This window comes from Pseudomonas sp. MPR-R2A5 (assembly GCF_058793055.1).
Genome location: NZ_JBXAFK010000005.1, coordinates 38,641 through 51,741 on the forward strand (window position 1 = coordinate 38,641; position 13,101 = coordinate 51,741).

The 13,101-nt window shown below is 61.8% G+C and carries 9 protein-coding genes; 2 read left to right on the top strand and 7 right to left on the bottom strand.

What is annotated here, in order from left to right; translation table 11 throughout:
• Positions 1-9 precede the first annotated feature (9 nt).
• Both pcaD and pcaC read left to right on the top strand, forming a co-directional pair.
• A complete protein-coding gene (gene pcaD / locus AC1Q6I_RS05405; RefSeq protein WP_102624929.1) occupies positions 10-801 on the top strand; it encodes a 3-oxoadipate enol-lactonase in 792 nt (263 codons plus the stop codon).
• A gap of 88 nt (positions 802-889) precedes the next feature.
• Positions 890-1,282 carry a 4-carboxymuconolactone decarboxylase gene (pcaC, locus tag AC1Q6I_RS05410; RefSeq protein WP_024073913.1) on the top strand — a complete coding sequence of 131 codons (393 nt, stop codon included), beginning with the start codon at positions 890-892 and terminating at the stop codon, positions 1,280-1,282.
• Here pcaC and AC1Q6I_RS05415 read toward each other — a convergent pair whose 3' ends face one another.
• The 7 genes from AC1Q6I_RS05415 to AC1Q6I_RS05445 form a co-directional block, all read right to left on the bottom strand.
• Entirely contained in the window at positions 1,283-2,182 is a 900-nt protein-coding gene (locus AC1Q6I_RS05415; RefSeq protein ID WP_024073914.1) for a polysaccharide deacetylase family protein, read from the bottom strand.
• An 84-nt stretch (positions 2,183-2,266) separates the two neighbouring features.
• Positions 2,267-3,517 (bottom strand): OprD family porin, encoded by a 1,251-nt coding sequence (locus AC1Q6I_RS05420; RefSeq protein ID WP_024073915.1) that lies wholly within the window; start codon positions 3,515-3,517, stop codon positions 2,267-2,269.
• Positions 3,518-3,660: 143 nt separating this feature from the next.
• On the bottom strand, positions 3,661-5,274 hold the full coding sequence (locus AC1Q6I_RS05425) for a J domain-containing protein (RefSeq protein WP_069075421.1): 1,614 nt from the start codon (positions 5,272-5,274) through the stop codon (positions 3,661-3,663).
• Between the two features lie 10 nt (positions 5,275-5,284).
• Positions 5,285-6,982: a molecular chaperone HscC gene (locus tag AC1Q6I_RS05430; RefSeq protein ID WP_069075422.1), complete on the bottom strand. Its 1,698-nt coding sequence runs from the start codon at positions 6,980-6,982 to the stop codon at positions 5,285-5,287.
• Between the two features lie 236 nt (positions 6,983-7,218).
• A complete protein-coding gene (gene adeC / locus AC1Q6I_RS05435) occupies positions 7,219-8,676 on the bottom strand; it encodes an AdeC/AdeK/OprM family multidrug efflux complex outer membrane factor (protein ID WP_024073918.1) in 1,458 nt (485 codons plus the stop codon).
• Positions 8,673-11,834, bottom strand: a complete 3,162-nt coding sequence (locus AC1Q6I_RS05440; protein WP_024073919.1) for an efflux RND transporter permease subunit — start codon at positions 11,832-11,834, stop codon at positions 8,673-8,675. Before AC1Q6I_RS05440 ends, adeC begins: the two co-directional genes overlap by 4 nt.
• A 3-nt stretch (positions 11,835-11,837) precedes the next feature.
• A complete protein-coding gene (locus tag AC1Q6I_RS05445) occupies positions 11,838-12,983 on the bottom strand; it encodes an efflux RND transporter periplasmic adaptor subunit (RefSeq protein WP_024073920.1) in 1,146 nt (381 codons plus the stop codon).
• Positions 12,984-13,101: the final 118 nt, after the last annotated feature.

The window sequence follows — 13,101 nt, forward strand, 5'->3', positions numbered from 1 at the left end:
GAGGCCACTGTGGCATTTGTACAACTCGCCGAAGGCGAACTGCATTACCAACTGGACGGGCCTATCGACGCACCGGTACTGGTGCTGTCCAACTCACTGGGCACCGACCTGCACATGTGGGACATCCAGGTCCCGGCCTTTACCCAGCATTTTCGCGTACTGCGTTTTGACACCCGTGGGCATGGCAAATCGCTGGTCACCGAGGGGCCCTACAGCATCGAGCAGCTTGGCCACGATGTGATCGCGCTGCTGGATGCGCTGGATATTCAGCGCGCTCATTTTTGCGGGCTATCCATGGGGGGCCTGATCGGCCAATGGCTGGGGATTAACGCAGGCGAGCGTTTGCAGCGCCTGGTGGTGTGCAACACCGCTGCCAGCATCGGCACGCCGGAGATCTGGAACCCACGGATCGAGATGGTCCTGCGCGACGGCGCGGCAGCCATGGTGGCCTTGCGCGATGCATCGATTGCACGCTGGTTCACCGCCGATTTTGCGACGGCCAACCCGCACCAGGCCAAGCAGATCACCGATATGCTTGCCGCGACTTCGCCCCAAGGTTACGCGGCCAACTGTGCCGCCGTGCGTGATGCGGATTTCCGTGAGCAGTTGTCGAAGATCAAGGCGCCCACCCTGGTGATTGCCGGTACCGAAGATGCCGTCACCCCACCGGCCGGTGGTCACTTTATCCAGCACCATGTGCAGGGCGCCGAGTACGCCGAGTTCTACGCCGCGCACCTGTCCAATGTGCAGGCCGGCGCTGCATTCAGTGACCGGGTGATCAAATTCCTGCTGGCCCGCTGAGGCCGCTGTTGTGGCGAGCGGGCTTCCTGTGGCAAGCCCGCTCGCCACAGGTGATCGAGTTGAAATCTAATTGAACCAGGAGTTTTTTGTGGACGAGAAACAACGTTATGCCGATGGCCTGCAAGTGCGCCGCGAAGTATTGGGCGATGCGCATGTCGACCGCAGCCTCAACGCCCTGACAGAGTTCAACAGCGAGTTCCAGGAAATGATCACCCGCCACGCCTGGGGTGATATCTGGACCCGCCCCGGCCTGCCACGGCATACCCGCAGCCTGATCACTATCGCCATGCTGATCGGCATGAACCGCAGTGAAGAACTCAAGCTGCACCTGCGCGCCGCCGCCAGCAACGGGGTAACCCGTGCCGAGATCAAGGAAGTGCTGATGCAGAGCGCGATCTACTGCGGGATTCCGGCAGCGAATGCCACGTTTCACCTGGCGGAGTCTGTATGGGATGAGCTGGGTGTCGAGTCGCGGGAGTGATCAGTGGGCGTCGGCATCCCATACCCAATTCCATACGCCCGGCAGATGCACCGGTTCGTTCACATCCTTGACCGTACGCGCCAGCGCCGCGCGTTCCAGCACGGCATGGTCGGTGTAGAACGGTTCGGCGGCGGTCTTGATACCGTTGATCCGCGCGCTGTCCATCAGGATCTGCAGGTACTCCTGCAGATGCCGCGCGGTGTAGCGGTTGATGTCGTGGAAGGTCACGACCACCGGTATCACGCCGTCCACCGTTGGCAGTTCGCCCAGGGCAATACGTTCGCGCACCACTGACAGTTGCCGGTACAGGTTGGCGCGGCGCCGTGGGCTGGCGTTGAAGCCCCAGATCTTGCCGTCGTTGGCGCTCAAGTCGGTCAACAGCACCTGCATGCCATGGCGCTGGTAGGCGGCATAGGTGCGTCGGTCGTAGTTCCAGAATGGCGGGCGGACCAGGGTCGGCGGCGTGCCGGTGATCGCGGCGATGTCGGCTGCGCCCTGGCTGAGGGTGCGTTCCAGCTCTGCATCGCTCAGCCAGCGATGGTTGGTGTGAAAAGCCGTGGCCGTGTGGAACGCCAGGACATGGCCACCCGCGTATTCACGCTCCATGGTCTTGCGGCCCCGCGCACTGCCACCGGAGCGGGCCGCTTCGGTCTGTAGGAAGAACACCGCCTTGATGCCCGGTAACACCGGGTTGTTTGCCAGGTCAGCCAACACTGAACGGCTCGGGTTGTTGTAGCCCGAGGCGCTGGGCCCGTCATCGAAGGTCAGCAGGAAGCGGATCGGCGCCTGGGCTTGCAGGCGCTGTTCGGTCTGCGGTGTCAGGGCGATGGGCGCACTGATGCAGCCGCCGAGGCTCAAGGCCAGGCTCAGTAGGAGGGAAGCGAGGACGAAGGATTTCATGGTGTGGGCTGGCTCGTCTGGAGGCCGCCATTGAGTGAACTCAGTGGCGGCAGGCGCGCACCATACCGTAAGTACGGCGCCGGTTTACAGCAGACTTATCGGGTAGCTGACGATCAACCGGTTTTCATCGAATTCGTTGTTGCTGTAGTCGCGGCGCATGCTGGAATTGCGCAAGCGCATATTGAGGTTTTTCAACGCGCCGCTCTGCACGGTATAGCCCAGTTCGGTCTCGCGGCCCCATTCCTTGCCGTCGGTGATCGTGCCGGTGTGTACGTTGCTGCCGCTGATATAGCGGTTCATCAGGGTCAGGCCGGGCACGCCGAGGGCGGCGAAGTTGTAGTCGTGACGTACTTGCCAGGACTTCTCTTGGGCGTTGTCGTAGCTGGAGTTGTAGCTGTCGTTGGCCAGGGTGCCGCCGCTGGTGCCGTTGACGCGCATCCACGCGCTGTTGCCGGTGAGTTTTTGCAGGCCGACGTAGAAGGTGTTGCCGCCGTACTTGGCGGAGAACAGACCGGACCAGGTTTTGTTGTCCAGGTCGCCTGCGCGAGCGCTGCCGTCGTCCTTGCCATAGAAGAACCCGAGGTTGGCGCCGAGGGTCCAGTCGCCAATGGGCTGGCTGTGGATCAGGTTGACGAACTGCTGGCTGTAGATGTCCTTGAGCTGGGCGTTCCACAGGCCGATCTGGGTGCGTTTGTCATTGAACAGGTATTCGCCGCCCTGGAAGTTGAAGCGGTCCGAGGTGAACGCGGCTTTGCCGAACATCGACATGTCGCTCATGCTGCTGTCGTCACGCGGGCTGTTGGCGCGGAACTGGCCGCCGTAGAGGGTCAGGCCGTCGATCTCTTTGGAGGTGATCTGCCCGCCACGCAGGGTTTGCGGCAGCGAGCGGCCGTCGTCGGCGCGCAGGATCGGCAGCACCGGCATCCACTCGCCGACCTTCAGTTCGGTCTTGGACATACGCGCCTTGAACGCCACGCCCAGACGCCCGAATTCATCCGCAGGGCGGCCATCGTGGTCCAGCGGCAACAGCTGGGTGCCACCCGTACCGCGTCCGCCATCGAGCTTGAGCGAGTACAAGCCCAGCACATCCACGCCAAACCCTACGGTGCCCTGGGTGAACCCGGATTTGGCGTCGAGAATGAAACTCTGCGTCCACTCCTGTGCACCGCCCTGGGCCTTTGTAGGGTTGGTGTAATTGCGGTTGAAGAAGAAGTTGCGCAGGTTGAGGTTGGCATTGGCGTCTTCCAGGAAACCGTGCTCTTCGGCGGCGACGGGAAGGGCAAGGCTGGCGACAGCGGTAGCCAGCAACAGCTGGCGAGGGTGAAAAGTGCTCATGGCGTTGGACCTGTTGTTATTGGGGGTTATGCAGGTGGCGGCCATGGTGCGGGGCGTTGTGGGGGCGATGAAAGTGGGGCTGGGCGGGTTTTGGGCGATGATCGAACGCAAGTTGCCGGGCGCTGGGGCCCGGCATTTGCGGGTTATCGTTTGGGCAGGTCGAAGTGGGTCCAGGGCACCGCCGGCAGGTAGTGTTGCGCCGCGACGATCAGCGCCACCATCACCACCAGGAACACCACTTGCAGGGGGCTCCAGAAGGCCCAGTGCAAACCGTTCAGCCACGGGTAGCCTTCGCTGAATTTCTGGCTCATCTGACCGATACGCGTCTTGTGCAACAGGTTGATCAGGACCATGCCCGCGTAGGTGAACATGCCCAGCACGCCGAGCATCAAGCCGCAGGCCACCAGCATGATCGCCTGCGGTACCCCGTGGCGAATGACCAGCCAGTAGTCATTGGGGTTGATTCGCTTGGGGATCAGGTACTGGCTCAGCCACACATCCAGAACCCGATAGGTTGAACTCATCCCGGCCCACATTTGGGTGACGCGAAAGCCAACGGCCGCCGGCACGAACGCCATCAGCATGAAAATGACCAGCGACATCCCGTCCATTCTGTCTGGCTTAGCGTGGGCGATGCTCAGGCCAAGCCCCAGGGCGAAGATGGCCCACAGCCGGATAAACACCTGGGTGTAGATCGGCCGGGGCACGAATTTACGCCAGAAGAACAGATCGCTGTGGGGCAGTCGTTCAGCCAACTGCGGGTAACGCCAGGTCAATACTTGCGCCAGGTGCTGGCAGGCGTTCCATTCGTTTTCGCCAAAGCCGTCGATCATGCGTTTGTGTTGCGTGGCCGACATGGGCGTCAGCAGTAGACGCGCCGCCAACGCATCCGGGGATGTGCGCCGCAGATCCTGAGCCTTGTCCTGCAGGTTGGCAAAGAAACTTTCCTGCTCGCAACGCGACACCAATTCGCGCCACATCCACGCCGGTTCCGGGTACACGCCTTTCTCGTCGTCCCAACCGAATGCCTGGCACACGCGCTCGAACAGCGGCACGCTCCATTGGGTGTCATGCAGCAGGTGCAGGACGATGCGCTGCCACTGCTGTTGCAGGTCGAACACCCGTAGCCAGGGCTGGTTGGTGTATTGAGTGAGCTGGGTGATGAACTCGCGCTCGGCCTTTTGCTCCAGCAGTTCCTGCAGGGTGCGGCGGTAGTCTTGCAGCAGCTCGCCGGTCAGCGCTTCGTATTGCCACGGGGTCATGGCCACCTGCTGCCAGGGGGTCAGCCATTCCAGGTGTTGCACGGCCCAACCGACGATGGCACTGCGTTCGCCCGGTGCTTCGAAACAATGGCGCAACAGCCCGGCCTGGAATGCATCGGTGCAGCCCTGTTGCCGAGCCTGCGCCCAGCGTTCATCGAGGTTGTGCGCGTTAAGGCCGCCAAACAATGCCTGCGCCGCGTCCGGTGTGGGGGCTTCGAGGGGCGCGGGGCTGACGGGGCTGACGTCCATCAGTTCGGCCAGGTCGTTCAGGTTTCCGTAGACCGCTTCGGCTACGGGCGCCTGGACGCGTTCTTCCCCTTCGTTATCAGCCCGCCAGCGTGCTTCACTCAACGCGTGTTCATAGGCTTCGCGCAGGCGCTGGAAGCCTTGGGCATCGTCGTCCGGGCGGCAGCTTTTGAGCAGCCGCGCATAACTGCGCTTGATGCTGCGCTCGTCGGCGTCATCCGGCAGTTGCAGTACGTTCCAGCAATCCATCGGTATTCCCTCAGCGCCAGAACCCGTTGTCGAGTTGCTCAAGTTGACGGGTCAGTTCGCTGCGGGCATCGCGGATGCGGCGTTCGTCCTGGGTGTCAAGTACCTGCTGGAACTGCGCCGCCCAATGCCCGAGCTGTTCGCGCAGTTCGCCGAGGTTTTCCTGGTAGAGCCGTTCGAGGCGGGCGACGAGCACGGTGTTGACCTGCTGGTCGCGTGGGTGAACCTTCAATTGCGCCAGGGCTTGCAGGCGTTGCTGGATCTCCTGCGGGCTGAGCACGCCGGGGTTGTTCTCGATCACCAGCGAATGCTGCTCGCCGGTCAGCGGGATATTCACCTGGGCTTCCAGCAGGCCGTTGTTGTCGTAGGTGAAGCGCACGTCCAGGGAGACCTCGCCGGCCTTGCGCTTGGGCACAGGAATATCCAGTTGGCCCAGCTCGATGTTGTCTTTGACCAGGCGGCTTTCGCCCTGGTAGATCTTCAGCAGCACGTGGGTCTGGTCATCGCGCAGGGTGACCACGTTTTTGACCCGGCTGACCGGCACGCTGCTGTTGCGTTCGATCAATGGCAGGTAATGGCCGCTTTCGATATAGCCGCCGTACTGGTTCGAGATTTCGATGCCCAGGGTGTAGGGGCACACGTCGGTCAGCACCACTTCTTCGAGGGCGGCGGAGCGCGCCTTGAGCGCGGCCTGGATCGCCGCGCCGTGGGCCACCACCTGGTCGGGATCGAGGCTGATGGAAGGGAAGCGCCCGAACAGGCCAGCGGCGAGCTTACGTACCAGGGGCATGCGCGTGGTACCGCCCACCAGCAGGATTTCATCCAGGTCGCCGACCCGGATCCGCGCGTCGCGCAGGGCGCGTTCGATCGGTGCGCGCAGGCGTTCCAGCAGTGGCGTGTAGAGCTTGGCCAGTTCCTGCTGGGTGATGGTCTTCACCCATTGCTGGCCGTCGACGCGCAGGGCGAATTCGGCGCTGTCATCCTGGCCCAGGGCTTTGCGCACGCGCTCGGCTTCGCGGCGCAGGGCTTGCAGCACAGTGCTGGTGGGCGGGAAACCCGTGGCGTTACGTTGGCTGTCGACAAAGTGTTCGAGCAACAGGGTGTCGAAGTCTTCGCCACCGAGGAAGTTGTCGCCGGCGCTGGCGCGTACTTCCATCACCCCGTCGAACAGCTCGATGATCGACACGTCGAAAGTGCCGCCGCCCAGGTCGAAGACCAGGAACGAGGTTTCTTTATCACGTTGATGCAGGCCGTAGGCCAAGGCCGCGGCGGTCGGTTCGTTGATCAGTTTTTCAACGTTGAGCCCCGCCAGTTCACCGGCGATGCGCGTGGCCTTGCGTTGGCCGTCGCTGAAGTAGGCGGGCACGCTGATCACCGCGTCGGTGACGGTTTGGCCGTAGGTGCGCTCGATGTCTTCCTTGAGGCTTTTGAGCACCAGCGCCGAGAGTTCTTCGGGGCGGAACGAGCGGTCGCCCAGGCGCACTTCGGTGGCGCTGCCCATGTAGCGCTTGAACAACGAGGTCGTCAGGTGCGGGTGGGTGTGCAGGCGCTCTTTGGCGGCCTGGCCTACCAGGACACGGCCTTGGTCGTCCAGCCCGACCACGCTTGGGGTCAGCAACTGGCCCAGGGCATTGGGCACCATTTCGGCGGTATCACCGCGCCAGACTGCAGCGAGACTGTTAGTGGTCCCCAGGTCGATTCCTACGATCATTACGACAAGCTCCCTCTGTGGTCTGTAAGAATCTGTGACAGATTTTACCCTGAAAGGTTGAGCGGAAAGCAAGGCGGGAGAGCGTGGTGACGAACGCGATTATTGTGCTGGGCGGGCTTGTTGTGGCGAGCCCGCTCGCCACAAAAACAGTCCGGTCATAGCACGCAAGCACCGATGACCAGGCATAAAAAAACCGCTTCCTGCGAGGGAAGCGGTTTTGTTTTACAGCGCTGCTATCAGAACAACTTCAGCTTCGGCGCTTCTTCTTTCAACGGCTCGTTCTTCGCCGTCTGCTCGTTCCAACCACCGCCGAGGGCCTTGTACAGGTTGACCTCGCTGGTCAGTTGCGCAAGGCGATCGGTGATCAGCGATTGTTCGGCGCTGAACAGTTGGCGCTGAGCGTCGAGGAACGTCAGGTTGCTGTCGACACCGATGCGGTAGCGACGCTCGGCCAGGCGGTAGTAATCCTGGTTGGCCGCGACGAAGCCGCGTTGGGCATCCAGTTGCTGCTTGTAGGTCTCACGTGCGGCGAGGCCGTCGGAGACTTCCTGGAAGCCGGTCTGGATCGCCTTCTCGTAGTTGGCCACGTTGATCTCTTTCTGGATCTTCGAGTAGTCCAGGCTTGCGCGCAGGCTACCGGCGTTGAAGATCGGGATGTTGATCTGCGGAGCAAACGACCAGGTACCCGAACCGCCCTTGAACAGGCCGCCCAGGGTCGGGCTTGCGGTACCGGCGCTGGCGGTCAGGCTGATGCTTGGGAAGAACGCTGCACGGGCCGCGCCGATATTGGCGTTAGCCGCCTTGAGGTTGTACTCGGCCTGCACAATGTCGGGACGACGTTGCAACAGGTCCGAAGGCAAACCAGCCGGCACTTCGCTGAGCAGGTCATCCGACAGCGGCTTGCTGGCGAGATTCGCTGGCAGCCCGGTGCCCAGCAGCAGGGTCAGGCTGTTTTCGTCCTGGGCCACCTGGCGGGTGTAGCGTGCCAGTGCCACCCGGGCGTTTTCCACCGAGGTCCGCGCCTGGCTCAGGTCGAGAGCCGAGGCCACGCCAACTTCGTTGCTGCGCGAGGTGAGCTTGAAGCTCTGCTCGTATGCGCCCAGGGTGTCCTGGGTGAGCTTGAGCAGTTCCTTGTCGGCCTGCCAGGTCAGGTAGGCGTTGGCCACGCTGGCCACCAGGCTGATCTGGGTACTGCGCCGTGCCTCTTCGGTGGCGAAGTACTTTTGCAGGGCTTCTTCGCTCAGGCTGCGTACGCGACCGAACAGGTCCAGCTCATAGGAACTGATCCCGAGGCCGGCCGAGTACTGGCTGGCGATAGTCGCTTCGCCGCTCTGCGACAGCTTGGCCGGGGTGCGCGAACGGCTGCCGCTGCCTGTAGCCGACACAGCGGGGAACAGATCAGCACGCTGGATCTGGTACTGCGCGGCATAGGCGTCGATGTTCAGGGCCGCGACACGCAGGTCACGGTTGTTCACCAGTGCGGTCTGGATCAGCTGTTGCAGGGCAGGGTCATGGAAAAACTGCTTCCAGCCCTGCTCGGCAGCGGCCTGGCCCGGCGCCTGGGCCGACGAATACGCCGGCCCTTGTGGGAACTGAGCTGCCACCGGCGCTTCGGGGCGCTGGTAGTCAGGGATCAGCGAGCAGCCACTGAGCACGAATGCCGTGACCGCCAGGGAAAGTAGCGACTTGCTCATTGGCCAGCCTCTTTAGGGGTTTCAGTAGTAACAGTCTTTTTACGCTCGCCAGCAGCGGACACGGTTGCGAAGAACAGTGGCACCCAGAAGATCGCGAGCACAGTTGCGGTGATCATACCGCCAATTACGCCGGTACCGATTGCATGCTGGCTGCCCGAACCCGCGCCCGTGGACACGGCCAGCGGCAGTACGCCGAGCATGAACGCCATGGACGTCATGATAATCGGGCGCAGACGCATGCGGGACGCTTCGATGGCAGCCTCGACGATACCTTTGCCCTGCTCATGAAGTTCCTTGGCGAACTCCACGATCAGGATGGCGTTTTTCGCCGCCAGGCCCACCGTTACCAGCAAGCCCACCTGGAAGAACACGTCGTTGGACAGGCCGCGCAGGCTGGTGGCGATCAGAGCACCGATGACACCCAGCGGTACCACCAGAATCACCGCGATCGGGATCGACCAGCTTTCGTACAGTGCCGCGAGGCACAGGAACACTACCAGCAGCGACAGCGCATACAACGCAGGTGCCTGGGAGCCGGACAAACGTTCTTCATACGACAACCCGGTCCACGAATAACCAACACCCGCTGGCAGGTCCTTGGCGATACGCTCGACTTCCGCCATCGCGTCACCGGTACTGTAGCCCGGTGCCGGAGTACCGAGGATTTCCATCGCCGCTACACCGTTGTATCGCGAGAGCTTCGGCGAACCGAAGATCCACTTGCCCGACGAGATGGACGACAGCGGCACCATCTTCCCGGAGGTGCTGCGCACGTACCATTTGTCCAGGTCTTCCGGGGACATACGGCTGGCGGCATCGCCCTGTACATACACCTTCTTCACACGACCACGGTCGATGAAGTCGTTGATGTAGCTGCCCCCCAAGGCAATTGCCAAGGTCTGCTGGATGTCTGCCAGGCTGATGCCCTGGGCACTGGCTTTCTCGTCATCGACGCTCAGCTCGTACTGCGGCTCATCGTTCACGCCGTTGGGACGCACGCCTGCGAGGATCTTGCTTTGGGCGGCCGCACCGAGGAACTGGTTACGCGCTGCCATCAGCTTGTCGTGGCCGACGCCACCCTGGTCTTGCAGGAACACGTCGAAACCGGTGGCGTTACCCAATTCCAGAACCGAAGGCGGCACGATGGCAAATACCATGGCGTCCTTGAAGGCACCGAAGAAATAGCCCTGGGCACGTTTGGCCACTTCAAACACCGACTGGGTCGCGTCACGCTCGTCCCACGGCTTGAGCATCACGAAGGCGAGGCCCGAACTCTGGCCACGGCCGGCGAAGTTGAAGCCGTTTACGGTAAATACCGACTTCACGGCCTTGCCTTCGCCTGGCTCGCCTTCCTTGTCGTTCAGCAGGAAGGCACGCATATCGTCGATGACTTTTTGTGTGCGTTCAGCCGAAGAGCCGACGGGGGTCTGCACCTGGGCGAAGATCACACCCTGGTCTTCATCGGGCAGGAACGCACTTGGGATACGGGTGAACATCCAGATCATGCCCAGCAGGATCAGCGCATACACCAGGAACGCTGGAACCTTGTGCTTGATCATGGAACCGACGCCGCGCTCGTACTTCTGTACGCCGCTATCGAAGGTGCGGTTGAACCAGCCAAAAAAGCCGCGCTTGGGTTGGCCGTGCTTTTCCGGATCGATCGGCTTGAGCATGGTGGCGCACAAGGCCGGGGTGAAGATCAGGGCAACCAGTACCGACAACGCCATGGCCGAAACGATGGTGATGGAGAACTGTTTGTAGATCACACCGGTGGAGCCGCCGAAGAACGCCATCGGCAACAGGACCGCCGACAGTACCAGGGCAATACCCACCAGGGCGCCCTGGATCTGGCCCATGGATTTGACCGTCGCCTCCTTCGGCGACAGGTGCTCCTCGGCCATGACCCGCTCGACGTTTTCGACCACCACGATGGCATCGTCCACCAGCAGGCCGATGGCCAGGATCATGCCGAACATGGTCAGGGTGTTGATGGTGAAGCCGAATGCCGCGAGGATCCCGAAGGTACCCAGCAGCACCACCGGTACGGTCATGGTGGTGATGATGGTGGCGCGGAAGTTCTGCAGGAACAGGAACATCACCAGGAACACCAGCACGATCGCTTCGACCAAGGTGTCAACCACACCGGAGATCGACTCGGTTACGACCGGCGTGGTGTCATAAGGCACCACGGCCTTCATGCCAGGCGGGAAGAACGGTTCCAGCGATGCCACGGTGGCGCGGATGGCCTTGCCAGTGTCCAGGGCGTTAGCACCCGCCGCCAGCTTGATTGCCATGCCGGATGCCGGCTTGCCGTTGAACTGCGCACTGATGCTGTAGTTCTGGCCGCCCAGTTCGATACGGGCAACGTCGCCCAGGCGAACCTGCGAGCCGTCGGCGTTCACCTTCATCAGGATCTTGGCGAACTCATCTGCACTTTGCAGGCGTGTCTTGCCAATGATGGTGGCGTTCAGCTGGGTGCCGGGCAGGGCGGGCAGGCCACCCAATTGGCCAGTGGCAACCTGGACGTTCTGGGCCTGGATGGCGTTGCTGACATCCACCGGCGTGAGCTGGTAGTTGTTCAGCTTGGCCGGGTCGAGCCAGATACGCATGGCGTACTGCGAACCGAAGACCTGGAAGTCACCTACACCCGCAGTCCGGGAAATCGGGTCCTGGATGTTGGACACGATGTAGTTGGACAGGTCGTCCTTGGTCATGCTGCCGTCTTCCGACACCAGGCCGATCACCATCAGGAAGTTCTTCACTGACTTGGTTACGCGGATACCCTGTTGCTGCACTTCTTGCGGCAGCAGTGGGGTCGCCAGGTTCAGCTTGTTCTGCACCTGGACCTGGGCGATGTCCGGGTTGGTACCCTGGTTGAACGTCGCAGTGATGGTCATGCTGCCGTCGGAGTTACTGTCCGAGGCGACATAACGCAGGTTGTCGATACCGTTGAGCTGTTGTTCGATGACCTGCACCACGGTGTCCTGCACGGTTTGTGCAGACGCGCCTGGGTAGGTCACCTGGATGTCGATGGCGGTTGGCGCAATGGCCGGGTACTGGTTGATGGGCAGCTTCAGGATCGAAAGTGCCCCGACCAGCATGATCACCAGGGCAATTACCCAGGCGAAAATGGGACGGTCGATAAAAAATTTCGACATGGATTACTCCCCTTTGCCAGCAGCGGCAGCAGGAGCAGCGGTGCCAGCGGGCTGGGCGTTGCCGGCGTCCTTGACCTTGACTTCGATGCCCGGCTTGATGAATTGCAGGCCTTCGGTGATCACACGGTCACCGGCGTTCAAGCCTTTTTCCACCAGCCAGTAGGCACCCGTCGTACGGTTGGCCACCAGTTCACGTTGCTCGACCTTGTTGTCGGCATTGACGATCAGCGCTGTCGGGGTGCCCTTGAGGTCGCGGGTCACGCCTTGCTGCGGCGCCAGGATGGCCTTGCTGTTCACGCCGGCTTGCAACTGGGCATGTACGAACATGCCCGGCAGCAGGGTGTGGTCAGGGTTGGGGAACACCGCGCGCAGGGTCACCGAGCCGGTGGTCTGGTCGACCGACACTTCGGAGAACTCCAATTTACCGTCCAGGCCGTAGCTGCTGCCGTCTTCCAGGGTCAGTTTGACCTTGGCGGCGTTGGCGCCGGCTTTCTCCAACTGGCCGCTTTCCAGGTCGCGGCGCAGTTTCAGCATTTCAGCCGAGGACTGTGTGACGTCGACATAGATCGGGTCCAGTTGCTGGATCACGGCCATGGCATCGGCCTGGCCATTGCTGACCAGCGCGCCCTCGGTCACCGAGGAACGGCCAATACGCCCGGAAATCGGCGCGAACACCTTGGTGTAGCGCACGTTGATCTGGGCGGTTTGAACGTTTGCTTCGGCGGTCATGCGGTTGGCGACAGCGGTGTCGTATTCCTGACGGCTGACGGCTTGTTCGTCGACCAATTGCTTGTAGCGATCCGAGATCGACTTGGTCTGCGTCAGGCTGGCTTGTGCGCTTTTAAGGGTGGCCTCATAGACCGAGGGATCGATCTGATAAAGCTGCTGGCCTTCTTTCACATCCCCGCCTTCCTTGAACAGGCGCTTGAGGATGATGCCACTGACCTGAGGGCGAACTTCCGCGATGCGGTAGGCGGTGGTGCGGCCTGGCAGCTCGGACGTCAGGGTGAAGGCTTGCGGTTGAAGGGTGACCACGCCGACCTGAGGAATTTGAGCGGGCGGAGCCGCCTCTTCCTTTTTACATCCGCTGAGCAGCGATGCCAGGGCGACGGCAGTGACCAGAGCGGTAACAGCTGGCTTAAGTTGCATGAAGATCCTCGGGTCAGGCGCGCAGGGTGCGCACAAGAAGTGTGGAAGGGTAAAAAACAGGTTGTGAGTAGATAAGTAGCTTGCTACGCAATATACTTACGTTCATGGTTGTTTGTAA

Coding starts and splice junctions, on each gene's coding strand:
- AC1Q6I_RS05415 (WP_024073914.1), bottom strand. CDS start 2,182: ATGAAATCCTTCGTCCTCGCTTCCCTCCTACTGAGCCTGGCCTTGAGC.
- AC1Q6I_RS05420 (WP_024073915.1), bottom strand. CDS start 3,517: ATGAGCACTTTTCACCCTCGCCAGCTGTTGCTGGCTACCGCTGTCGCC.
- AC1Q6I_RS05425 (WP_069075421.1), bottom strand. CDS start 5,274: ATGGATTGCTGGAACGTACTGCAACTGCCGGATGACGCCGACGAGCGC.
- AC1Q6I_RS05430 (WP_069075422.1), bottom strand. CDS start 6,982: ATGATCGTAGGAATCGACCTGGGGACCACTAACAGTCTCGCTGCAGTC.
- adeC (WP_024073918.1), bottom strand. CDS start 8,676: ATGAGCAAGTCGCTACTTTCCCTGGCGGTCACGGCATTCGTGCTCAGT.
- AC1Q6I_RS05440 (WP_024073919.1), bottom strand. CDS start 11,834: ATGTCGAAATTTTTTATCGACCGTCCCATTTTCGCCTGGGTAATTGCC.
- AC1Q6I_RS05445 (WP_024073920.1), bottom strand. CDS start 12,983: ATGCAACTTAAGCCAGCTGTTACCGCTCTGGTCACTGCCGTCGCCCTG.